Origin of the sequence: Variovorax endophyticus, from assembly GCF_025376855.1 — a bacterium.
In the GTDB taxonomy this organism is placed as follows: Bacteria; Pseudomonadota; Gammaproteobacteria; order Burkholderiales; family Burkholderiaceae_C; genus Variovorax.
Genome location: NZ_JAHUTH010000003.1, coordinates 162,362 through 185,849, shown reverse-complemented (window position 1 = coordinate 185,849; position 23,488 = coordinate 162,362). Strand labels below are relative to the sequence as shown.

The window sequence follows — 23,488 nt, the reverse complement described above, 5'->3', positions numbered from 1 at the left end:
GGATGCCGCCGTCGCGTCAGTGGAAATCCCGGCTGCTGTTGCTCTGCGCGAGCCGGCCCATCAGCGGCGTCAGGTCCTTGAAGCCGGTGGCGACCAGGTGCTGCACCTTGCCGCCGCTGTCGTCGTCGCGCTGCCAGGTGCCCTGCACCGCGAGCAGGTGCGATTTCAGCAGCGGCTCGCGCCAGGCCTCGATCACGTGGTTCCAGACGATCACGTTGACGTTGCCGGTCTCGTCCTCGAGCGTGACGAAGATGGTGCCGTTGGCGGTCTGCGGCCGCTGCCGACCCTTGACGATGCCGCAGGCGCGCACCACGCGGCCGCTGGGCATGGCGCGCAGCTGCTCGGCGCTCAGCAGGTTCATGCGCGCCAGCCGCGGGCGCAGCAGCGCGAGCGGATGGCGCCGCAGCGTGAGGCGCATCGACGCATAGTCGCCGACGATCTCCTCGCCCTCGGGCGCCGCGGGCAGCGCCAGCGCCTCCTCGTGGATCGGCACGCCCTTGAGCAGCCCCGGCGCGCGCCGCTGCGCCGTCGCATCCCACATCTGCTGGCGCCGATGGCCCGACAGCGAGATCAGCGCATCGGCCGCGGCCAGCGCCGCCATGTCCTTGCCGTCGAGCTCGGCGCGCAACGCGAGGTCCTCGGTGCTGGTGAAGGGCGACTGCGCGCGGGCCTCGAGCAGGCGCTTCGCGCCGCCCTTGCTGAGGCTCGCGATGCGGTTCAGGCCCAGGCGGACCGCAGGCTGATCGTCGTGACCCAGGCGCTCGGCATAGCGTGCGTCGGTGCCCGGCGGCACGCGCGGCGCATCGGCCGCGCGCGGCTCGAGCGTGGTGTCGATCTCGCTGCAGGTCACGTCGACCGGTCGCACCTCCACGCCATGCCGGCGCGCGTCCTGCACCAGCTGCGAAGGGCTGTAGAAGCCCATCGGCTGCGAGTCGAGCAAGGCGGCGAGGAAGCAGGCGGGCTCGTGGCACTTGAGCCAGCTGCTGACCGTGACCAGCAGCGCAAAGCTGGCGGCGTGGCTTTCGGGGAAGCCGTAGTCGCCGAAGCCCATGACCTGTCTGAAGATGGCTTCGGCGAATTCCTCCTTGTAGCCATGGTGGACCATGCCGTCGACCAGCTTGCGGTGGAATTTGCCGAGCCCGCCCTTGCGCTTCCATGCCGCCATTGCGCGGCGCAACTGATCGGCCTCGTCGGCCGTGAACCGGGCCGCGATCATCGCGATCTGCATCACCTGTTCCTGGAAGATCGGGATGCCCAAGGTACGTTCCAGCGCGGGCCGCAGTTCGTCCTTCTCGTAGAAGATGGGCAGGCCCTTGGCGACACGTTCACGCTGTTTGAGGTAAGGGTGCACCATGCCGCCCTGGATCGGCCCGGGCCGCACGATCGCGACCTCGATCACCAGGTCTTCGTAAGTGCGCGGCTTCAGACGCGGCAGCATCGACATCTGGGCACGGCTCTCGATCTGGAAGACTCCCACGGTGTCGGCGTCGCAGATCATGTCGAACACCTTGGGATCGTCGCTCGGGATCTGGTGCATTTCCCGGCTCCAGCCCCGCCAGCGGTTCATGTGGTCGAGCCCCCGCTTGATCGCGCTGAGCATGCCGAGCGCCAGCACATCGACCTTGAGCATGCCGATGGCCTCGAGATCGTCCTTCTCCCACTGGATCACCGACCGGTCCTTCATCGAGGCCTTCTCGACCGGCACCAGCCGCGTGAGCTTGGTGTGCGTCAACACGAAGCCGCCGACATGCTGGCTCAGGTGGCGCGGAAAGCCCCGCAGGCGCTGCGTCATCTCGATCCACTGCACCAGCTTGAGTTCATCCTCCTCCACGCCCACGCGCGCGGCGGCGGCACGCAACTGCTCGCCGAGCACGGTGTCGTCGAACCAGTAGTGGTCCTTCGCGAATTCGTCGACCAGGCGCTCGTCGATGTCCAGGGCCTTGCCCACGTCGCGCAATGCGCTGCGCGCGCGGTAGCAGATGACGACCGCGGCAATGGCGGCGCGGTCGCGGCCGTATTTCTCGTAGATGTACTGGATGACGTCTTCGCGCCGCTGGTGCTCGAAGTCGACGTCGATGTCGGGCGGCTCATGACGATGCCGGCTCAGAAAGCGCTCGAACAGCAGATGGCCCTTGTGGGGATCGATCGCGGTGATGCCGAGGCAATAGCAGACGGCCGAGTTGGCGGAGGAACCTCGGCCCTGGCAAAGGATGTTCTGCGAGCGCGCGAAGCGCACGATGTCCTCCACCGTGAGAAAGAACATCTCGTATTCGAGCTCGAGGATCAGCGACAGCTCCTTCTCGACCTGTTCGCACACCTTGTCGGGCACGCCGTCGGGATAGCGCTTCCTCGCGCCCTCCCAGGTCTTGCGCACCAGCGTCTGCGCGGGCGATTCGTCGTGGCCGAGGGTCTCGAGCGGGTACTTGTAGTTCTCGCGGATCACCTTCGGATCGAAGCTGCAGCATGCGGCCACCTCCAGCGTGTTCGCGAGCATCTCGCGCGTGTAGAGCTCGGCCAGCCGCACGCGCTGGCGCAGATGGCGCTCGGCATTCGACTGCAGCGCGAAGCCGCATTCGGCCACCGTCTTGCCCTCGCGCACGGCGGTGAGCACGTCCTGCAGCGGTTTTCGTGCGCGCGCATGCATGTGCACGTCGCCGGCCGCCACCCGACGCACGCCGGCGCGCTCGCCGGCCTCGGTCAGCGCCACGAACCAGAGGTCGTCGTCGATCTCGTTGAGCATCTCGACGGTCAGCCAGAGGTTGTCGCCATAGAGGGCCTGCGCCGCCTTCAGGTCGCCGTGCAGCGCCTCGGCGTCGAGCATGGCGCCGGGCACGCGCCGCGGCACGAACAGCACCTGGCAGTGCTGCAGCGAGGCCACGTCGCTGCCGTCCCAGGTCACGCGGTAGTCGCCCTTGGGCAGTTCAGTGGTGCGCGCGGCGGTGATGAACTCGCAGAGGTTGCCCCAGCCCTCGGTGTCGTTCGCGATCACCACCAGCTTGAAGCGCTCGAAGCGGAACTCGCTGCCGAACAGCAGCCGGAACTCGGGATGGCGCGGGATCGGCGGCTCCTCGGGATGCTCGCGCTCGTACTCGTCGAGCTGCCCCGGCAGGTCGCGCAACGCCACGTGCGCGCGCACGATGCCGGCCACCGAGCATTCGTCGGTGATGGCGAGCGCCGCATAGCCGAGGTGGTAGGCGCGCTGCACCAGCTCCTCGGGCGTGGAAGCGCCGCGCTGGAAGCTGAAGTGCGTGAGGCAATGCAGCTCGGCATAGCCCGGCAGGCTCGGCACGCCGACCGCTTCGCGCCGCGGCAGGGGCTGCACCGGGGCCGGCTTGCGCTGCTTGGCGCTCGAATCAGGCATACAGCCCCTGCAGGAACCAGCGCACCTCGCCCGAGGCGAAGCAGGCCGCGGAGCGCTCCCTGAAGATCCACACCAGGCCGGCCTCGGGACTCTCCGCGATGTAGTAGTCGCGCACCGCCGGCTGGCCGCCCTCGTCCACGCCACCCCACCATCCGGTCTCGACCCGCTGCGGCCCGATCAGCTTGCTCAACGGACCCTTGTAGCAAGGCCGCTCGCCGTCCATCTCGAGGCGCAGCGGCTCGGGCAGCAGCCAGGCGGGATAGAGGGCATCGGGCTGCTGGGCCGGTGCCGCGGCGGCATCGCGTGCCCGTACCTTGGGTGCCGCGGACTTGATGCCGCTGCGGCCCAGCGCCGGCCGCCAGACCTGCGTGTGTTCGGGCTGGTGATCCGCCCGCGCCCGCGGCACCAGCACCTGCATCGCCCCCAGCCGCACGCTCAGCCGCTCGACCATCTCGTGCAACTTGTCCCCCTTGCGGTTGTCCTCCGGCAGAAAACTGGTGCTCGCCCCGGCCCACGGATCGGTCTCGAGCGAGCGCAGCTTGAGCCAGCTCGCGGGCGCGGCGAGCGTGGCGAGGGCGAGCTTTTCGGACAGCAGGCGGCGCAGGTGCGCGAGGTCCTGCGTGGGCTCGGCGGTGCGCACCGCGACCTGCTGGGTCGGCGGCAGGTTCACGCCGTTGAAGCGCTTGAGGTCGAGCGTCCATTCGAGTTCGAGCGCGCGCGCGCCGCGCTGGCGCGCACGCAGCCAGATCTGCAGCGCCGACAACAACCGGTTGGCCGACCACATGAGTTCGGGCGCGGTCTCGGCCAGCGCGGGCAGCTCGAGCTTCTGCTCGAACACGTCGGGCAGCGTGAGCCAGGCATGGCTTTCGGGGCGCAGGCCCCAGGCGATGTCGAGCGCGGCGCGCAGCTCGGCACCGAAGCGCCGCGAGAGCCCGCCGCGCGGCAGCGCCGCCACCTCGCCCCAGCTGCGGCAGCCCAGCCGCGCGAGCGCATCGAGGTGCTCGCGCGCGGCGCTCAGGGTGTCGAGCGGCAGGCCGGCGGGAATCTCGGGCGGCCGCTTCTCCTCGCGCACGAACAGCCGCAGCCGCGCCAGCGCCTCGAGGCTGGTGGCGCCCTGCGCGCCGCGCAGCACGGCGGCGGCAGGCACGGGGTTCTCGTTGAGCAACTGACGCATCAGCGAGGAACGCCCGCCCCACAGGCGCTCGCAGGCCGAGACCTCGAGCATCAGCGCCTCGTCGAGCCAGCACACGTGCGGCGTGTAGCGCAGCGCCCACCAGCCCAGCGCCTCGGGCGTGGGCATGGCATCGGCGGCGGCCGTGGCGGCACCGGCCTCGGCCTGCGCCTCAAGCGACCACTGCAAGGCGATCCAGTGCATTGGCGCCTCCTGCCTTCCATGCGTCGATGCGCACCACGTTGGCGGCCGGCGGTGCTTCCACCGCCTCCACCGCCACCGCGCCCTGCTGCTGCGCGCGCAGCTTGCGCCGCAACCGCGCGGCCGCGAGCAGCGCCGCCATGCGCTCGCCGCGCGCCGGCAGCATCACCGGCGCGGCCAGCGGCGGGCCGCGGCGCTTGAGGATGTGCAGCTCGATCTGCGCCGGGTCGGCTTCGCAGCGCGCGATGCGCAGCCGCAGCCGCGCGGGCGAGGCCGACTGCGCCACCGCCTCGGGCCGGCAGACGAACAGCAGCGCCTCGTGCTGCGCGGCCGCGAGCTGCAGCCGCCGCAGCTCGCCCACGCGCGCCTGCGGCAGCCAGGCCAGCACCGCGCCCACCTCGGCGCAGCGCAGCGCCTGCTCGCAGGCCCACAGCCGCGCGGCCGCGGCCTCGCTGCGCACCCACATCAGCGCCTCGGGCCGCAGGCCATGGGCCGCGAGCGAGGCGCCGAAGGGTTCGCGCGGCGGACCGATCAGCACCACGGGGCCGCCGCGCGCCGCCACCGACTGCACCAGCGCGGGCAGCAGCAGCCGCCAGACATGGTCCTCGGGCGCGGCCTGCAGCAGCTCGCTCATGGCACCGACCGGCCAGCCGCCCCCCGGCAGCTGCGCGTCGAGCGCGGCATGGCCGGTGCCGATGACCTGCGCGTCGGCGCTGCCGAGCTCGTCGGCATGCCAGACGCCGCGGCCGGCGGCGGGAGAGAGGGAGGCGAGGGAAGGAAGGCCCATGATGAAACTGTTAACTGTATTTTTATCCAGTATTTCAGGGGTTCGCAATCGGGTCGGCAAATTTCTTTGCGGGGCCCCTTCTCCCATTCCGATGGCTCATGCGATGGCGCCAAGATCTCGTTTGAAGCCCCGCGCCGAAGCCGCTCCAATGACTTCACGAAGAATGGTCCTCGTGGCCGCGGCGGATGGGCTGCCGCGGTCGCCAGCGGGCCATGTCCAGGAGCCCCAGGAATGCACGCCACCCTTTCCCATTCCCCACCCGCCGGCTCGGCCATCGCCGCCGCGCCGCTGCCCGCCAGCGGCGACATCGAGGCCGGCCTCAACTACCTGCGGCCGACCGCGCTGCGGCCCTACAGCTACGCCTTCACGCCGCCGCCCGGCCTGCCCTGGGAGAGCGGCGAGTACGAGCGGATCGCCATGCCGATCGCCGATGCCCGCGGCCGGGCGACCCACATCGAGCGCGAGGGCTTCGAGCTGCGCGAGGCGCCGACCGCGGTCGCCGACTTCCTCGACGACGCCGAGGTCCAGGCCGTCTACTACCCCGAGCTGGCCGCGCTCGCGCTCGCGGTCACCGGCGGCGCGCGCGCCCACGTGTTCGACCACCTGGTACGACAGCGCGAGCCCGAGCGCACCGCGCTGAACTTCGGCCGCGGCAAGACCGACGGCAAGGCCGCCGCCAACGGCCGCATCCACAACGACTACACCGAGGAATCGGGCCGGCGCCGGCTCGCGCTGGTGCTCGCGAGCGCGGCCGAGGCCGCCGCCGTGCGGCGCTACTGCATCGTCAACATCTGGCGCTCGATCGCCGGGCCGGTGCTCGACACCCCGCTGGCCGTCTGCGATGCGCGCACGGTGATGGCGCGCGACCTGGTGAACGCCGAGGTGCGCTATCCGAAGCGCACCGGCGAGATCTACCTCGCCACCCATGCCCCCACCCACCGCTGGTCGTACTTCTCGCGCATGGACCGGCACGAGGCGCTGGTGTTCAAGCAGTACGACGCGCAGCTCGGCGGCGTCGCACGCTTCACGCCGCACGCGGCCTTCGACCATCCGCTGGCGCCGGCCGATGCACCGCTGCGCGAAAGCATCGAGGCGCGCTGCCTGGTGGTGTTCGAGTGAGGGAGGCCATGGCCATGAACGCACCCACGCTCGATTTCTGGTTCGACTTCGGCAGCAACTACAGCTACCTCAGCGCGATGCGCATCGAGCAGGCCGCCGCCGCGCACGGCGTCGCGCTGCGCTGGCAGCCCTTCCTGCTCGGGCCGGTGTTCCGCGCGCTGGGCTGGGAGACCTCGCCCTTCGTGCTGCAAAAGGAAAAGGGCGACTACGTCTGGAAGGACATGGTGCGCCAGTGCCGCAAGTACGGCCTGCCCTGGCGGCGGCCTAGCAACTTCCCGCGGGCCGCCGTGCTGCCGCTGCGCATCGCGCTGGCCGGCGCCGGCCAGCCGTGGATCGGCGAGTTCTGCCGCCGCACGATGCAGCTGAACTTCGCCGAGGACCGCGACATCGACGCGCCCGAGACCATGGCCGCGCTGCTCGCCGACATGGGCCTGCCGGCGCACCGCGTGATCGACGAGGCGCTGTCGGACGCCAACAAGCTGCGCCTGCGCCGCCAGACCGAGACCGCGATGGAGAAAGGCATCTTCGGCGCGCCCACCTTCTTCGTCGGCGAGGAAATGTTCTGGGGCAACGACCGGCTCGACGATGCGCTGGCATTCGCCCGCGCGCAGGCCGGCGCCTGAACCCCAACGGTCTCAGCGCGGCGCGGCGCCCTTGGCTTCCGCCACCAGCCACTCGGCCACGTGCCGCACTTCCTCGCGCGGCCGCGGCTCGGCCTGGATCAGCCAGTAGGCATGGCCCGAGGGCTGGGCCGGCAACGCGGCCTCCACGCGCACCAGCCGCCGGTCGTCGAGCAGCGGCTGGATCAGCTCGAGCCGCCCGAGCGCCACGCCCTGCCCCGCCATCGCGGCCTGGATCAGCTGGTCGTACTGGTTGAAGCGCAGCATGCCGCGCGGCTTCGCGTCGGCCCAGCCGGCCGCGGCCAGCCAGTCGCGCCACTGCAGCCAGGGCCGCTGCGCATCGTCGAACTCGAGCAGGTTCAGCGCCGCGATCGCCTCGGCCGAGGCCAGCGGCGGCAGCGCCAGCGAGGGATGCGCCACCGGCGCCACCGTTTCGCCGAACAGCCGCACCGCACCCGCCGGCGCCAGCGCGGGCGTGGTGTAGCGGATCGCGAGGTCGATGCCCTCGTTGCGCAGGTCGGCCACGCGGTTGTTGGCCGAGACGCGCACGTCCACGCCCGGATGGATGTCCTGCACCCGGCTGAGCCGCGGCAGCAGCCACAGCCCCGTGACGCCGATGCTCGCGCTCAGCGTCACCGGCCGCTGCGCCCCGGTGCGGCCGATCTCGCCCATCACCTCCTGCAGTTGCTGCACCACCGCATCGGCGCTGCGGAACAGCCGCTCGCCCTCGGGCGTGAACGAGATCGAGCGATGGCCGCGCACCAGCAGCTTCACGCCCAGCTGCGCCTCGAGCGCATGCACCTGCTTGCTGACCGCCGACTGCGTCACGCACAGGTCCTGCGCCGCCAGCGAGATGCTCATGCGCCGCCCCACCGCGACGAAGCCGCGCACGAGGTCGAGCGAGGACAGGCGGACGAGCGGGAGCGGCAAGCCCATGGCGGATGCGGCGGGATGGCGAGGGTGGAATGGGATTGGAGCACAGGCACCGCCGCGTGTCTTCGTGCCGAATGAGCCGGCCGGCTACCGTCCCCCCGCCGCCACCCCGTCCGCCACCGCCTTCAACGACTGCGAGAACGCCCGCGCCGCCGGCGTGAGCGCCGCGGGGTCGCGCATCAGCAGCGACACCCGCACCTGGGGCAGCCTGTCCGCGACCTGCAGCGCGACCAGCCCGCGCGCCGCCACGGCATGCCTGAACAGCGAGGCCGCGGCCAGGGTCAGCGCGCCGGATTTCTTCACCAGCGTGATGCCGAGCTGCCACGAATGGCAGATCACGATGTCGCGCGGCGGCGGCAGGCCGGCCGCGGCGAAGTGGCGGCGCAGCAGCTCGACGCCGTACCAGGGCACCACCCACATGGCCTCGTGCAGCTTCGCCATCGAACGCACGCGCGCCAGCGGATGCTTCGCGCCGGCCACCACCGCGAGCGGGAACTCGAGCAGCGTCTCGCGGTGCACGCCGTCGCCGGCATCGGGCTCGAGTTCGCCGAGGATCGCGAAGTCGAAGTCGCCGCGGCTCCAGAGGCCCTTCACGTCGGCGCCGCTGAGCTCCTGCAACTCGAGCGCGACGCCCGGCCACTTGCGGCGGAAGTCCTGCAGCGCGTCGGGCAGCAGCCGCTCGACCGCGAACGAGCTGAAGGCGACGCGCAGCAGGCCGCCGGCGCCGTCGCGCAACTGGGCGATCTCGTCCTCGGCGCGGCGCACCTCGTTGGCCAGCAACCGCGCGCGCTGGAGCAGGGCCTCGCCGATCACGGTGAGCGACACGCCCTGGGCGCTGCGCACCAGCAGTTGCGCGCCCACGCTCTGCTCGAGCTCGCGCATCGCGTAGGTCATGGCGGGCTGCGTGAGGCCGGCCACGCGCGCCGCGGCGCGGATGCTGCCGGCCTCGGCGATCGCTTCGAAGATCTTCAGATGGCGCAGGTTCATGGGAGGACGAGGAATGGGGTGATCAGGGATTTTGATCGCCCTGGAGTTTTTCGAGTCTTTTCCGATGCGCCGGCTTTCGCTAAGGTCGACCCGCCTCGACACATTCCTTCACCCTTCCTTCTGCAGCCACCCATGAAACTCCGCTCCCGCTTCGCCCTGCTGATGCTCTCCGGCAGCCTCTTCCACGTCGCGGCCTCGGCCCAGACCGCGCCGGCGCCCGATGCCGGCCATGCGCTGACGGCACGCGCGCTGGCGCTCGCCGATGCCTCCGAGACGCAGGTGATCGAATGGCGCCGCCATGTGCACCAGCATCCGGAGCTGTCGTACCAGGAGGTGCAGACGGCCGCCTACATCGCGGCGGCGCTCGCGAAGATGCCCGGCATCGAGGTCCAGACCGGCGTCGCCAAGACCGGCATCAAGGCGGTGCTGCGCGGCGGCAAGCCGGGCCCGGTGGTGGCGCTGCGCGCCGACATGGACGCGCTGCCGGTGGCCGAGCGCAACGAGCTGCCGTTCCGCTCGACCGTGAAGGCGCCCTGGCTCAACAGCGACGTGCCGGTCTCGCACGCCTGCGGCCACGACACGCACGTGGCGATGCTGCTGGGCGCGGCGCAGGCGCTGTCGAAGGTGCGCGACGAACTGCCGGGCACGGTGGTGTTCCTGTTCCAGCCCGCCGAGGAACAGGGCCCGGGGCCGGTGGCCAGCGGCGCGCCCGCGATGGTCAAGGCCGGCGTGCTCGACAACCCGAAGGTCGACGTGGTGATGGGCCAGCACATCAGTGCGCGCGCGCCCTCGGGCACCATCAGCTACCGGCGCGGCAGCCTGATGGCCAGCGGCGACGTGTTCAAGATCGCGCTCAAGGGCAAGGGGGGCCACGGCTCCTCGCCCTGGACCGCGAAGGACCCCACGCTGGCCGCGGCCGAGATCGCGCTGGCGCTGCAGAACATCGTGAGCCACCAGATCGATCCGCTCGACGGCCCGACCGTGGTGACCGTGGGCCTGCTGCAGAGCGGCAACCGCGTCAACATCCTGCCCGACACGGCCGAGATCGCGGGCACGGTGCGCTCGCTGTCGCAGAAGAACCAGAAGACCGCGCACGACGCCATCCGGCTCAAGGCGCAGAAGATCGCCGAGAGCCACGGCCTCGCGGCCGAGGTCACGATCGACACCGGCTACGAGGTGCTGGTCAGCGATCCGGCCGCCACGCAGGCCGTGACGCAGGCGCTCGAGACCGCGGCCGGTCCCGGCAAGGCGCGCGAGTCGCAGCCGAGCATGGGCTCGGAGGACTTCGGCTCCTTCGGCAAGAACATCCCGATCGTGTTCTGGCACCTCAATGCCTCGCCCTTCGCCGACCGCAACGGCGCGCCCAACCACTCGTCCGAGTTCGTGATCGACGAGTCGGCGCTGCGCGTGGGCGTGCGCGCGCTGGTGGGCAGCACGCTGGCGTACATGAACCGGCCGGCCGGTGGGGCCGCGGGGGTCAAGGTCTCGCAAGCGCAGTGAAGACCGCGAGACGCTTCAGTTGTCCTTGACGATCTTCCAGCTCTTGCCCTCGTCCGCGGAGCGCAGGATCAGGTTGTCGGGCAGGAAGGCGATCAGGGAGCCGTCGGAGCGGTCCACCATCATCTGGCGCACGGCCTGCGGCCCGGTGACGCTCGGTGAGCTGCCGGTGTGCGTCCAGCTCTTGCCGCCGTCGCGCGTGGTCATCAGGCCCATCGGCCCGGGCATGAACCCGGGCGCGATCGGCGCCACCGCATAAGCGGTCTGGCGATCCTTGAAGGCGATGGTCACGACGAAGCGGCTGGTGTTGAGGTCGGTCCAGGTCTGACCCCAGTCCGGCGACAGCATGGTGGACTTGGTGAAGATCGCCGTCTGCGACACCAGCGTGCCGTCGGGCAGCGCGTTCACGTCGAGGGTGGACTGGCCATTGCTCGAACGCGTCAGCGTGCGGCCGTCGGTGACGTGAAGGTCGCCGTTCGGCATCATCACGCCGGCCCGCTCGGGCGTGCCGAAGGCCATGCTGCGCATCCACGGCACGTTGATCGAGCGCGTGTCGGAGAACTCGCCGAGCTTGCGCCACCCGGCGCCCGGGTCGGCGGACGCGTAGACCTTCCATTGGCTGTCGCTGCGCGAGATCACCACCAGGCTGCCGTCGCGCATCGGCTGCGCCATCTGGATCAGGCCGTCGTCGGGCGGCAGCAGATCCTTCCAGGTGTCGCCCTCGTCGCTCGACAGGCGCAGCAGGCCCTCCTCGCCGGCCACCAGCAGGCCGCCGCGGTACGGCCGCACCGACAGCACCTCGCGCCAGGTCTTCGCATCGATCTCGCGCCAGCGGCTCTCGCCGCTCTTGCGCCACAGCACCTTGCCGAGCTTGGCGCCGGCCATGAACTCGCCGTCGGCGGTCTGCGCCAGGCCGTGCCAGGCGGACGCGAGCCGCTTGAGCTGCGGCGCCAGCGCGGCGCGGCGATGCAGGTCGGGCGAGAAGATGAAGCCGTGCTGCGGGCGATCGCGCGTCTGCGCCGCGAGCGCGGGATAGAGGGTCTCGAAGGTCTTCTGCAGCTCCTCCTCCGGCCGCACGTAGGCGACGACGAAGCGCGTGCCCCCGCGCGGCTGGATCAGCAGGGTGCCGAGCAGCGTGACCTCGTCGCGTACCACGTCGAAGCTGCCGAACTTCGCATCGATGGGGAAGGTGTAGTTCATGTTGCCCGAGCCGCCCGCCGCGTGCTTGATGATGTAGCGGCCCGGCGCGACCATGCCGCTGAACACGGCCGTGGTGTAGGTGGAATGGCGCGTGCGCCGCAGCACCACCATGTCCTGGCCGGTCTGCTTCTCGCCGGGCTCGAGCACGCGCTGCAGGTGCAGGGTCCACAGCGTTTCGGCCGGGTCGTTCTCGCCGGGGCTGTTGGTGATCAGCTTCATCACCACGGCGCCTTCGTGGCCCGTCAGGGTCTGCTCGGGGGCGATCGGCGGCGCGACGCAGGCGGCCAGCAGAGCCGCGGCCAGCAGCAGCACGAATCCGCGCAGCAGGCGGACGACGGGTCGGGGAAACGGGGTCACGGTCGTGGCTCTCTTGTTGGAATGGTTTTGCGGGATGGCTCCGGCGGATCGCTCGATCGATCGACGGCCGGACGGCAGGCCCTCCACCTGCGGACGCGGACGATACATTCGGGAACATCCGCGGGCAATCCACCGGACGAAGGTGTTGCATCGGCGCCAATCGGCGGCCCGCTGCGCGAGGGCGAGGCCGGTGCTATCGTCGATGCCACCCTCCCCCATGAAGCCCTCCGGCCCGACGTCCTCCTCGCGGCCCGCGCTCGCGGCGCCGATGCATCGCGCGCAGTTCCTGCGGCTCGCCGCGGCCCTGCCCGCGAGCGCCGCGCTGAGCGCGTTCGCGCAGCGGCCGGCCGGGTCCACGCCCCCGCCGACCATGAACACCCGCCCCATCCCCTCCACCCAGGAAGCGCTGCCCGTGATCGGCTGCGGCACCTGGATCGGTTTCGACCAGCGTCCCGGCAGCGAGGAATACCAGCGCCTCGCGGGTGTGCTCGAGGCGCTGTTCGCCGCGGGCGGCACGGTGATCGACAGCTCGCCGATGTACGGCCGCTCCGAGGAGAGCACCGGCGAGCTGCTGGCCGCCACGGCGGCGGCCCGCGGCGCTCGGCGCCCCTTCCTCGCGACCAAGGTCTGGACCTCGGGCCGCGAAGAAGGCATCGCGCAGATGGCGCAGTCCTTCGCGCGGTTGCGCACCGAGCGCATGGACCTGATGCAGATCCACAACCTGGTCGACTGGCGCACCCAGCTCGCGACCTTGCGCGAATGGAAAACGCAGGGCCGCGTGCGCTACCTGGGCATCACGCACTACACGGCCTCGGCCTACGACGAGGTCGAGGCGGTGCTGCGCGCGCAGCCGCTCGACTTCCTGCAGATCAACTACTCGCTCGACGCGCGCGCCGCCGGCGAACGGCTGCTGCCGCTGGCGGCCGAGCGCGGCGTGGCGGTGATCGTCAACATGCCCTTCGGTGGCGGCGGCCTGCTGCGCCGGCTGCGCGAGCGCGCGCTGCCGGGCTGGGCCGCGGAGATCGGCTGCGCGAGCTGGGCCCAGGTGCTGCTGAAGTTCGTGCTGAGCCATCCGGCCGTGACCTGCACCATCCCCGGCACCAGCCGCGCGGCGCACATGGTCGAGAACGCGGCGGCCGGCGCGGGGCCGGTGCCCGACGCGGCCTTCTGGAAACGGCACGCGGCCGAGGTGCTGGGCTGACGCCGCTCAGCAGTCGAGGAAGTCGGCCACGTGCCGGTTGAACTCCTCGGCACGCTCGTACTGCACCCAATGCCCCGCGCCGTCGACCACGGCGCCTTCGCGCTGCGGTCCCTCGGCCACGAGCCGCGCGACCAGCGCGCGCGAATCGGCGGTCACGTCGAACTCGCCCCAAAGGAACAGCTTGGGCCCGGGGATCTCGGCCAGCGCCGCCTGCAGGCCGCCGCGGCGCGACACCTCCTTGCTGCGAAAGCGCGTGCCGTGGCACGCGATGTCGTGGATCTCGAAGGCCAGCGGATCGGCGCGCGACATGTCGTGCAGCATCAGCGCGCCGAGGTTGTGCAGCAGCGCGGCGCGCTCCGCCTCGCGGTCCTGCGCGAGGCGCCAGTTGATCATCTCCACCGCCATGCGCCGCATCGTGCCGTGGCCGCCGCTGCCCACCAGCAGCATGCGGCGCACCGCGCGCCGGTGCAGCGCGAACTGCGAGGCCACGACGCCGCCGAAGGAGAAGCCGCCGAGGTCGATCGGCGTGCCGGCGCCGATCAATGCATCGAGAGAGCCGGCCAGCGCCGCGAGCGAGGGCGCGAGCGGATGCTCGTCGGGCGCCGGCGGGGGCGGCGTGCCCGAATCGTTGAAGCCCGGCATGTCGGGCAGCCATAGCGCGCGCTCGGCCGACAGGGCCTCGGCATTGCGCAGCCAGTGCATCCAGCTGCCATGGCCGCCATGCAGCAGCACCAGCGGCGGATGGGCGCCGCCGTCGGCGGGACCGAAGCGGCGCCAGCGGACGCGCACGCCGGCCTGCTCGATGTCGTGGTGGGTGGACAGCGCATCGACGCGCGCGATGACGGCGCGGGCTTCTTCCTCGGTCGCGGCCGAGAGTCCGGACGGGCCCGCGCTCACGGCAGCATCCTCTGCAGCTCGGCCTCGCCATCGAGGAACTGGTGCTTGAGCGCACCGACCAGGTGCAGCGCGAACAGCACATAGAGCACATAACCGGCCCAGGTGTGCACGCCGCCCAGCACGGTGTGGAGGTTCTCCTTGGCGGCGGCCTCGATGTCCATGATCCAGCCGATGCGCGGCCATTCGAACAGGCCGAACAGCTGCATCGGGTGCGTGGCCGCGTCCTTCCAGGCCGAGTCGTGCATCCAGCCCGACAGCGGCAGCGCGATCATCACGAGGTACAGCGCGCCATGGGCCGCATGCGCGCCGATGCGTTCGAGCCGGCCGTAGCTGCCGGGCATGGCCGGCGGCCGGTGGGTGGCGCGCCACAGGATGCGCAGGATCACCAGCCCCAGCACGGTGATGCCGATCGACTTGTGGGTGTCGATGGCCGGGCGCACCCAGTCGTCGGGAAAGCGGTCGACCGAGAGGATCAGCGCGATGTTGACGATCATCAGCAGTGCGATGATCCAGTGCAGCGCGATGGCGGTGCGTGTGTAGCGATGGTGAGGGGGCATGCGGGAATTTTCGGCGGGAGTGCGACTCAGCCTGTCAGGCGCGCGATTGTCCGGTCTTCGGCCTCGGACATTCGAAACCGCCGGCCCGTTCCGTGCGTACACCTTCCCATCGCCCTGGCGCCCCTGTCTTGAACGACCTGCTCCGCTCCGCCTTCGTCGCCGCGTCACCGCGACTCTCGCCCCCCGCCACGCCGCTGCGAAGCTGGCTCATCCATGGCGGCGTGCTGCTGCTGTGGGGCCTGCTGTTCGCCATGGCCTTCCGCCTGGGCAACGTGCAGGCCTGGTCGGTGGGCGTGGCCTACGTGCTCTACGACACCGTGCTGCTGCTGTTCGTGGGCTGGCAGACGCTCGCGATCCTGCGCCCGCGCGGCATCGCGCTGGCCTCGGCGCCGCTGCCGCATCCCGCCGTGGCACCGCACCGCGCCACGCTGGGCGTGATCGTCGCCGCGCACGACGAGGCCGCGGTGCTGCCCGTGACGCTGGCCGCGCTGCTGGGCCAGACCGATGCGCCCGACCGCATCGTGATCGCCGACGACGGCTCGACCGACGGCACGGCCGAGCTGCTGACCACGCGCTACGGGCTCGAGGCGCCCGAGCCGGGGCAGCTCAGCGCCGCCAGCACCCTGCATCCCAACCTGCACTGGCTGCGGCTGCCGCACGGCGGCAAGGCGGTGGCGCTGAACGCCGCGGTGCTGTGCATAGACACCGAGACCGTGCTCACCGTCGACGGCGACACCCTGCTCGACGCTCGCGCCATCGCCGCGGTGCGCCGCGCCTTCTCGGACGAGCCCGCGCTGGTGGCGGCCACCGGCGTCATCACGCCGGTGTGCAGCCGCACGCTGGGCGGTCGGCTGCTGCAGTGGTTCCAGACCTACGAGTACATCCGCAACTTCCTCTCGCGCTATGCCTGGATGCGGGTCGACGGCCTGCTGCTGATCTCGGGCGCCTTCGCGGGCTTCCGGCGCGACGCGGTGCGCGCCGTGGGCGGCTTCGACACCGACTGCCTGGTCGAGGACTACGAGCTCATCCACCGGCTGCACCGCCATGCCCAGGCGCACGGCCTCGACTGGCGCGTGCGCGTGCTCGGCGACGCGCAGGCGCGCACCGACGCGCCCAGCAGCGTGGGCGCCTTCCTGCGCCAGCGCCGGCGCTGGTTCGGCGGCTTCCTGCAGACCCAGTACTGGTACCGCGCGATGGTGGGCGACCGCCGCTACGGCTGGCTCGGCACCGCGATGCTGCCGGTCAAGGCCATCGACACCCTGCAGCCGCTGTACGGCCTCGCGGCCTTCGGCCTGCTCGTGATGTACCTGGTGCGCGGCGACTTCGGCGTGCTGCTGCCCGCGGCCGGCGTGATCGCCGCCAAGATCGTGCTCGACCTCGTCTTCCACCTGTGGTCGGTGCACCTGTACCGGCGCTGGGTCGGCCACGGCGGCGAGGCCGGCATGCTGCAGGCCTTCGCGGCCGCGCTGATCGAGCCCTTCACCTTCCAGCTGCTGCGCCACACGGGCGCGGCCTGGGGCTGGTGGACCTTCCTGACCGGGCGCGGCACCTGGGGCCGGCAGCAGCGCGTCGGGCTGGTCGATTCAGACGGCGCCGAGCGCCGGGTCGATCAGAAGTAACCCGCGCCGCCGAAGCGATAGCTCGACACCACGAGGCCGCCCATGAAGGCCTCCTCGTGGTACACGCGCTCGCCCGCCTCCTGCTCGGCCGCCCCCACCGCCACCATCAGCGGAATCAGGTGCTCCTCGCGCGGATGCGCCATGCGCGCCGAGGGGGCGGCGGCCCAGTCCCGCAGGCGCTGCACGCGTTCCGCCGGCGCGGCCTCGACCGAGGTGGCGTCGAGCCAGTCGCCGAAGGCCTTCGACACGCCATGCGCCTGCGGCCCGAAGTTGCGCAGGTTGTGATAGCTCAGGCCGCTGCCGACGATCAGCACGTCCTCGTCGCGCAGCGGCGCGAGCGCGCGGCCCAGCGCGATGTGCTCGGCCGGGTCGAGGCCGCGGCGCAGCGAGAGCTGCACCACCGGCACCTCGGCCTGCGGATAGATCGCGGCCATCGGCGAGAACATGCCGTGGTCGTAGCCGCGCTCGGGATCGACGGCGGCCGGCAGCCCGGCCGCGGCGATCAGCGACTGCACGCGCTGCGCGAGCGCGGGCGAACCGGGCGCGTCGTAGTGCACCTCGTAGGTGTGGGCCGGGAAGCCGCCGTAGTCGTAGATCATCGGCGGACGCGGATTGCCCTGCACCGTGAACACCGGCGCCTCCCAGTGGGCCGAGACCATGAGGATGGCCTTGGGCGTGCGGCCGAGCTGGCGCGGCATGTCGGCCAGCGCGGCGGCGAGCCGGTCGTAGGTGGCGCCCATCTCGCGCTTCATCCAGGGCCAGGGGCCGCCGCCGTGCGAGATGAAGTAGGTGGGCAGGCGATTCGGGTTGTCGTGGGTCATGTCGTTGCTTCCTTGAATTGAAGGCGTTGCAGCGACTGTAGATATTTCCTGCGAGGAAATCGACAGGCTACGATTCATCGAATCGTTTCTCCAGAGGAAATCATCGATGGACCGCATGACCAGCCTGCGCGTGTTCCGCGAGGTCGTCGAATCGGGCAGCTTCGTGGCCGCCGCCGAGCGGCTCGGGCTGTCGGCGCCGATGGCCAGCAAGCACGTGGCGCAGCTCGAGAAGTCGCTGGGCGCGCGCCTCTTGCACCGCTCGAGCCGCCACCTGAGCCTGACCGAGGCCGGTACCGCCTGGTACGAGCAGAGCCGGCGCGCGCTCGACCTGCTCGATGCCGCCGAGGCCGCGATCGGCCAGACCCGCGAGGCGCCGCGCGGCCAGCTCAAGCTCAGCGCGCCCGTGTGGTGCGCCACCGCGCGCTTCGCGCAGGTGCTGGCCGATTACCGTGCGCGCTATCCCGAGGTGCTGCTCGACATCCACCTCGAGAACCGCAAGGTCGACCTCGCGGCCGACGGCTACGACCTCGCGCTGCGCGCCACGCAGGAGCCCTCGCCCGCGCTGATCGCGCGGCCGCTGTGCCGCGTGCCCTTCTTCCTCGCGGGCACGCCCGAGTACCTCGCGCGCATGGGCGGCAGCCCCACGGTGCCGGCCGAGGTAGCGCGGCTCGGCGCGATCGTGCCGAGCTACGTGGCGCTCGACCATCTCGCACTGCAGGGGCCGGGCGGGCGCATGTTCCCGCTGCGGCTCACACCGGTCATGCGCTCGGACGACACCACGCTCACGCTGCATGCGGTGCGCGCGGGCATGGGCGTGGCGTTCATGCCGGGCTGGCTGCTCGAGGACGACCTCGCGCAGGGCCGGCTGGTGCGCCTGTTGCCCGACCACGAACCGCACCCGGTGACGCTGTTCGCGGTCTACACCAGCCGCCAGTACATGGCGCCCAAGCTGCGTACTTTCATCGACTTCCTCGGCGAGCGGCTCGCGGCGCTCGAACCAAAGACCGCGCCCGTTCCCGCCACTTCGTCGCGCAAACCACGCAGAAGCTGAAGAAACGCACCTTTTCAGGGCAAGGTCATGCGCTCACGGCTACAGTCTTCGGCTCTTCGGGAGAGTCAGTCCTTGTTCCGTTTCTTCGAAAAACTTCTACACCCCTACCCCGCCGCCGAACCTCCGCTTCCGCCGCAAGGCTTCTTCGCCTTCCTCTGGGCCTGCACGCAGGGCGTGCGCGGCAAGATCCTCGCGATGGCGGTGCTCACCGCCGTGATGTCGACCTTCGAGGCGCTGCTGTTCGCGCTGCTCGGACGCGTGGTCGACTGGCTCGGCGGCCAGGCGCCCTCGCGCCTGTGGGAAGACCGCGGCACCACGCTCGCCTGGATGGCCGGGCTGCTGGTCGCCAGCATCGCGGTGGTCGCGCTGCAGACCATCGTCAAGCACCAGACGCTCGCGATCAACCTGCCGATGCGGCTGCGCTGGAACTTCCACCGCCTGATGCTGGGCCAGAGCATGGCCTTCTACCAGGACGAGTTCGCGGGCCGCATCACGGCCAAGGTGATGCAGACCGCGCTCGCGGTGCGCGAGACCGTGTTCGTGCTGGCCGATGTGCTGGTGGCGATGGGCGTGTACGTCGCGACCATGATCGTGCTGGTGGGCGTGCTCGACACGCAGCTGATCTGGCCGTTCCTGATCTGGCTGGCCTTCTACATCGGCGCGCTGATCTACTTCGTGCCGCGCCTGGGCGCGGTCGGCAAGGCGCAGGCCGATGCGCGCGCGCTGATGACCGGCCGCGTGACCGATGCCTACACCAACATCGCAACGGTGAAGCTGTTCTCGCACACGCAACGCGAGGCCGGCTTCGCGCGCGACGCGATGCGCGAGTTCATGCACACGGGCTACGGCCAGATGCGGCTGGTGAGCGCCTTCGAGATCGTCAATCACACGCTGAGCATGGGCCTGACCGCCGGCATGGCGGGCACGGCGCTGTGGCTGTGGTCCACCGGCGCGGTCGGCGTGGGCGCGGTGGCCGCGGCCACCGCCATGGCGCTGCGGCTGCAGGGCATGTCGCACTGGATCATGTGGGAGATGACCAGCCTGTTCGAGAACATCGGCACGGTGCAGGACGGCATGAAGACGCTGTCGCGCCCGCGCGCCGTGCTCGATGCGCCGGGCGCGAAGCCGCTCGAGGTGCCGCGCGGCGAGGTGCGCTTCGAGCATGCGAGCTTCCGCTACGGCGCGGCCGGCGGCCGGCGCGTGATCGAGGACCTCACGCTGACCGTGGCGCCCGGCGAGAAGATCGGCCTGGTGGGCCGCTCGGGCGCCGGCAAGTCAACGCTGGTGAACCTGCTGCTGCGCTTCCACGACCTGGAGAGCGGCCGCATCCTGATCGACGGCCAGGACATCGCGCTGGCCACGCAGGATTCGCTGCGCAGCCACATCGGCATGGTGACGCAGGACACCTCGCTGATGCACCGCTCGGTGGCCGACAACATCGCCTACGGCCGCCCCGACGCGACGCCGGCCCAGATCGAGGCCGCCGCGCGCCGCGCCGAGGCGCATGACTTCATCGGCACGCTGGGCGACGCCAGCGGGCGCCGCGGCTACGAGGCCCATGTGGGCGAGCGCGGCGTGAAGCTCTCGGGCGGCCAGCGCCAGCGCATCGCGATCGCGCGCGTGATGCTCAAGGACGCGCCGATCCTGCTGCTCGACGAGGCCACCAGCGCGCTCGACTCCGAGGTCGAGGCCGCGATCCAGCAGAGCCTCTACACGCTGATGGAAGGCAAGACCGTGATCGCAATCGCGCACCGGCTGTCGACCATCGCGGCGATGGACCGGCTGATCGTGCTCGACGAGGGCCGCGTGGTGGAGGAAGGCGACCACCGCACGCTGATGGCCAAGGGCGGGCTCTATGCGCGGCTGTGGGCGCACCAGAGCGGCGGCTTCCTGGGCGACGCGCTCGACGAGGAAGAAGCGGCGCTGGCCTGAAAAGGCGGGATCGGGCAGCCGAACGCAGAAGGAAGACAAAAACTACGCAGAAGTCGCAGAAGGAATTCCAATTTTTGGTCTTCTCTTCTGCGACTTCTGCGTGACCTTCGCGACCTCTGCGTTCGGCTGTCCGCTCCCGCATTCAGACAGGCAACGCCCCCGCCTCGTACTGCGCCACGAACTCCCCGCTCGGCGGAATCGGCTTGATGATGTCGATCAGCACCCCGTTCGGGTCGCTGGTGATGAAGTGGCGCTGGCCGAAGGCCTCGTCGCGCAGCGGCAGCAGCACCGGCAGGCCGGCCGCGGCCAGGCGGTCGTGCACCGCGTCGGGATCGTCCACCTCGAAGTTCAACAGCAGCCCGCCCGCCACCTCGCCTCGGCCCGCGGCGGGAATGGTCTCGTGCCGGCCGTCGAGCACCGCGAGGTTGACCGAGGGCTCCCCCTCCAGTTGCAGGTGCACGTACCAGTCGCTCGTGAACAGCGGCGCGAAGCCGAAGTGGCGCTGGTAGAAGTCCGCCGTGCCGGCGACGTCGTTGGTCATGATGACCGGGTAGTAGCTCGTGACTTTCATGAGGGGGCTCCTTGAGATGGCTGGAACTGACATACAGTCTGTATGTTTGATTGAATATACATACATACAGTCTGCATGTAAATGACCTCCAAGATCATCCGGACCAACAAGGAGCGCACCGAGACCACGCGGCAGGCGCTGACCGAGGCGGCGCGCGCCCTCTTCGTCGACCAGGGCTATGGCCAGACCTCCACGCCCGACATCGTGGCCGCGGCCGGCATCACGCGCGGCGCGCTCTATCACCACTACGCCGACAAGCGCGACCTGTTCCGCCATGTGCTCGAGCAGGAGTCGCGCGCGGTGGCCGCCGAGATCGCGGCCGCCACGCCCGAGGCGCTGGCGCCGCGCGAGGCGCTGCTGGCCGGCAGCGACGCCTACCTGCGCGCGATGACGGTGCCGGGCCGCACCCGGCTGCTGCTGATCGACGGACCGGCCGTGCTCGGCATGGCGGAGATCATGGCGATGGACGATGCGAACGCCGCCCATTCGCTGCGCCAGGGGCTGGCCGAGGCCGGCATGGGCCGCGGCGAGGTCTCGCTCGATGCGCTCTCGCAACTGCTGTCGGCCGCCTTCGACCGCGCCGCGCTCGAGATCGACGCGGGCGCCGATGCCACCGAGGTGCGCGACGCGATGCGCTGGCTGCTGCAACAAGCTCTCGGCGCGGAGGCGCCAGCCAAACCCGCGCCCAGGCGCAAGAACTAGAGCGAGCGCTAGACGATCCCGCGCCCGCCCATGCGCACCGGCCAGCGCGCGACCGTGCCGCGCTGCAGCGATTCGAGCGTGGTCTGCGTGAAGACGTTGATGCTCACGTGGCGCGCGAGATAGCGTTCGAGCACGAGCCCGAACAGGTAGGGGCTGGCGCCCGAGAAGCCCTGTTCGTCCACGCTCAGCGTGCAGGCCACGCCGCGGCCGTAGACCAGCGGCCCATGGCCCGGCAACCGGCGCGTGACCGGCGCGATGCGCGAGCCCACGAGGGCGTCGACCTGCAGCCGCATCGCCTCGTCGTCGCCCGCGACGAACAACCGCAGCATGTCGCGCAGCGCCTGCGCGCCCTCGCGCCGCGGCAGGCCGGCCAGCGGCAGGTGGTTGAAGCCCAGTTGCCGGATCAGCCGCCAGGCGATCTCGCGCTGCGCGAACGGCGGCCGCGGCATGCTCGGCGGGCGCACCAGCCCCACCGCCGACACCGGCATCGACTCTGCCGCCGCGAGGTCGCTGCGGCCGTTGCGCGGCACCAGGCACGGCAGGTCGCGGTTGGTGAGCCAAGCCTGCGCCCACAGGCTGCGCAGGCCCTCGGGGTACGGCGCCTCGTGCTGGTCGACCAGCGACACGAACGCCTCGCTGCCGATGTACGGCGTGCGCGTGCCGTGGCGACGCGCGGTGTCCGACACCAGCCGCGGCTCGCGCCGCAAAGAGAAGTAGCGCCCGTGGTTGCCCTGGTCCTCGTTGAGCGTCTGGTAGAGCGGCCGGAACTGCGTCGGGGCCGTGGTCCCTGGCTGCTGGCCGCTCAGGTGCTCGACCGCGTAGACCTCGAAGTCCAGCGGGCGCGAGCGGTCTGGCACGAGGTGGAACTCGGTGCGCGCGGCATCGAGTTCGATGCGGTCGGTGCGGCGCTGGAACAGGTTGACCACCGGCGTGGCGAACAGCGCGAACTGCGCCGCGTCGACCAGGCTTGGCGCCAGCCCGGGGCTCGCGGGCGATCGCGCGAGCAGCACCACGATCTCGGCCTCGCGCCCCTCGATGCGCGACAGGCCCGGCGCGAGTTGCGTCAGCGTGAAGAAGAGAAAGCGCTCGGGGCAGGCGAAGTATTCGTGCAGCAGGTTGTGGCCATGGAGGCTGTTCCATGCCGGCGGCAGCAGTCCCTCGCCGGGCTCGAGGCCCTCGTGCACCAGCGCCTCGTGCACGACCACGTGCGGACGCTCGCCGAGCCGTCCGGGCGTGCCCGTGACGGTGGCGACGGCCGCGGTGTGCAGCAGCTCGAACAGGTGCGAAGCCAGGCGCGCATCGCCGACCAGGCAGACCGGCAGCCGGTCGAGCCCGGCCAGCGCGGAGGAACCGAGCGGCCCGATCGTGCGCAGGCGCAGCCGCAGCGCGCCGCCGACCTGCACCTGCGGCGGCAGATGGCGCTCGAGCGCCGGCAGGTCGGGCGGCGCGCCCGCGAGGCTGGCCTGCGCGATCTCGATCGGCCACAGCGTCACGGCCTGGCTCGAGCGGAACTCGCAGGGTGTCTGCTCGCCCGGCGCCACCTTCGCATGGAAGGCCGTGCCGCGCGGCACCACGAAGCCGCGCCGCAGGTCGCCCTCGTTCGCGCTCGGGTGCAGCTGCGCCACCGCCATCGAGGGCGTGGGGCTCAGGTAGTGGGGATGCATCACCTCGAGCAGCCGCTGCGTGAAGCGCGGGAACTCGGCATCGAGCTTGATCCGCATGCGCGCCGACAGGAAGCTGAAGGCCTCGATCAGCCGCTCGACGTAGGGATCGGCCACCTCGATGCCCTGCATGCCGAGCCGGTGCGCGATCTTGGGATGGGCGGCGGCGAACTCGGCCGCGGCCTCGCGCATGTAGCCCAGTTCCTGGTTGTAGGCCTCGAGCATTCGGGGGTCCATGGGAGT

General features: G+C 71.1%; 19 protein-coding genes. 8 read left to right on the top strand and 11 right to left on the bottom strand.

Annotated features, from left to right (window positions below; all coding sequences use genetic code 11):
- Positions 1-16: 16 nt before the first annotated feature.
- From KV106_RS05530 to imuA, 3 genes are read right to left on the bottom strand one after another with little or no spacing between them, the layout of a single operon-like run.
- Positions 17-3,361 (bottom strand): error-prone DNA polymerase, encoded by a 3,345-nt coding sequence (locus tag KV106_RS05530; RefSeq protein WP_261206891.1) that lies wholly within the window; start codon positions 3,359-3,361, stop codon positions 17-19.
- Positions 3,354-4,736, bottom strand: coding sequence for a Y-family DNA polymerase (locus KV106_RS05525; RefSeq protein ID WP_261206889.1), 1,383 nt, complete (start codon positions 4,734-4,736; stop codon positions 3,354-3,356). Before KV106_RS05525 ends, KV106_RS05530 begins: the two co-directional genes overlap by 8 nt.
- Positions 4,705-5,520, bottom strand: coding sequence for a translesion DNA synthesis-associated protein ImuA (gene imuA, locus KV106_RS05520; RefSeq protein WP_057596687.1), 816 nt, complete (start codon positions 5,518-5,520; stop codon positions 4,705-4,707). The genes KV106_RS05525 and imuA overlap by 32 nt, the downstream gene beginning before the upstream one ends.
- A 231-nt stretch (positions 5,521-5,751) precedes the next feature.
- Between imuA and KV106_RS05515 the strand changes: the two genes are divergently transcribed.
- Positions 5,752-6,639, top strand: a complete 888-nt coding sequence (locus KV106_RS05515; RefSeq protein ID WP_261206886.1) for a CmcJ/NvfI family oxidoreductase — start codon at positions 5,752-5,754, stop codon at positions 6,637-6,639.
- A gap of 8 nt (positions 6,640-6,647) precedes the next feature.
- Entirely contained in the window at positions 6,648-7,262 is a 615-nt protein-coding gene (locus KV106_RS05510; protein WP_409976481.1) for a 2-hydroxychromene-2-carboxylate isomerase, read from the top strand.
- A 12-nt stretch (positions 7,263-7,274) separates the two neighbouring features.
- On the opposite strand, the gene KV106_RS05505 is transcribed toward KV106_RS05510, so the two are convergent.
- Positions 7,275-8,189 (bottom strand): LysR substrate-binding domain-containing protein, encoded by a 915-nt coding sequence (locus tag KV106_RS05505; RefSeq protein ID WP_261207469.1) that lies wholly within the window; start codon positions 8,187-8,189, stop codon positions 7,275-7,277.
- A gap of 90 nt (positions 8,190-8,279) precedes the next feature.
- Entirely contained in the window at positions 8,280-9,179 is a 900-nt protein-coding gene (locus KV106_RS05500) for a LysR family transcriptional regulator (protein WP_261206884.1), read from the bottom strand.
- A gap of 132 nt (positions 9,180-9,311) precedes the next feature.
- Here KV106_RS05500 and KV106_RS05495 point away from each other — a divergent pair, with 132 nt between their 5' ends.
- Positions 9,312-10,679 carry a M20 metallopeptidase family protein gene (locus tag KV106_RS05495; RefSeq protein ID WP_261206882.1) on the top strand — a complete coding sequence of 456 codons (1,368 nt, stop codon included), beginning with the start codon at positions 9,312-9,314 and terminating at the stop codon, positions 10,677-10,679.
- 15 nt (positions 10,680-10,694) lie between these two features.
- On the opposite strand, the gene KV106_RS05490 is transcribed toward KV106_RS05495, so the two are convergent.
- Positions 10,695-12,233 (bottom strand): sialidase family protein, encoded by a 1,539-nt coding sequence (locus tag KV106_RS05490; protein ID WP_261206880.1) that lies wholly within the window; start codon positions 12,231-12,233, stop codon positions 10,695-10,697.
- Between the two features lie 268 nt (positions 12,234-12,501).
- Between KV106_RS05490 and KV106_RS05485 the strand changes: the two genes are divergently transcribed.
- A complete protein-coding gene (locus tag KV106_RS05485; RefSeq protein ID WP_261207467.1) occupies positions 12,502-13,434 on the top strand; it encodes an aldo/keto reductase in 933 nt (310 codons plus the stop codon).
- 6 nt (positions 13,435-13,440) lie between these two features.
- Here the strand turns inward: KV106_RS05485 and KV106_RS05480 are convergent, their stop codons facing one another.
- Positions 13,441-14,331, bottom strand: coding sequence for an alpha/beta fold hydrolase (locus KV106_RS05480; protein ID WP_261206878.1), 891 nt, complete (start codon positions 14,329-14,331; stop codon positions 13,441-13,443).
- Positions 14,328-14,888 carry a cytochrome b gene (locus tag KV106_RS05475; RefSeq protein ID WP_057596694.1) on the bottom strand — a complete coding sequence of 187 codons (561 nt, stop codon included), beginning with the start codon at positions 14,886-14,888 and terminating at the stop codon, positions 14,328-14,330. Before KV106_RS05475 ends, KV106_RS05480 begins: the two co-directional genes overlap by 4 nt.
- A gap of 128 nt (positions 14,889-15,016) precedes the next feature.
- Here KV106_RS05475 and KV106_RS05470 point away from each other — a divergent pair, with 128 nt between their 5' ends.
- On the top strand, positions 15,017-16,507 hold the full coding sequence (locus tag KV106_RS05470) for a glycosyltransferase family 2 protein (RefSeq protein WP_057596695.1): 1,491 nt from the start codon (positions 15,017-15,019) through the stop codon (positions 16,505-16,507).
- On the opposite strand, the gene KV106_RS05465 is transcribed toward KV106_RS05470, so the two are convergent.
- Positions 16,498-17,328: a DODA-type extradiol aromatic ring-opening family dioxygenase gene (locus KV106_RS05465; protein WP_057596696.1), complete on the bottom strand. Its 831-nt coding sequence runs from the start codon at positions 17,326-17,328 to the stop codon at positions 16,498-16,500. The genes KV106_RS05470 and KV106_RS05465 overlap by 10 nt on opposite strands.
- A 106-nt stretch (positions 17,329-17,434) precedes the next feature.
- Between KV106_RS05465 and KV106_RS05460 the strand changes: the two genes are divergently transcribed.
- The gene (locus KV106_RS05460; RefSeq protein WP_261206873.1) at positions 17,435-18,379 is read left to right on the top strand and encodes a LysR family transcriptional regulator; all 945 of its coding nucleotides are present in this window, start codon (positions 17,435-17,437) and stop codon (positions 18,377-18,379) included.
- A gap of 72 nt (positions 18,380-18,451) precedes the next feature.
- A complete protein-coding gene (locus tag KV106_RS05455) occupies positions 18,452-20,311 on the top strand; it encodes an ABC transporter ATP-binding protein (protein ID WP_172705665.1) in 1,860 nt (619 codons plus the stop codon).
- A gap of 142 nt (positions 20,312-20,453) precedes the next feature.
- Here KV106_RS05455 and KV106_RS05450 read toward each other — a convergent pair whose 3' ends face one another.
- Entirely contained in the window at positions 20,454-20,882 is a 429-nt protein-coding gene (locus tag KV106_RS05450; protein ID WP_261206868.1) for a VOC family protein, read from the bottom strand.
- A gap of 81 nt (positions 20,883-20,963) precedes the next feature.
- Between KV106_RS05450 and KV106_RS05445 the strand changes: the two genes are divergently transcribed.
- Positions 20,964-21,584, top strand: a complete 621-nt coding sequence (locus KV106_RS05445; RefSeq protein WP_057596700.1) for a TetR/AcrR family transcriptional regulator — start codon at positions 20,964-20,966, stop codon at positions 21,582-21,584.
- 8 nt (positions 21,585-21,592) lie between these two features.
- Here the strand turns inward: KV106_RS05445 and tssF are convergent, their stop codons facing one another.
- Complete coding sequence (gene tssF, locus KV106_RS05440) at positions 21,593-23,482, bottom strand: type VI secretion system baseplate subunit TssF (RefSeq protein ID WP_261206865.1); 1,890 nt, start codon at positions 23,480-23,482, stop codon at positions 21,593-21,595.
- Positions 23,483-23,488 lie beyond the last annotated feature (6 nt).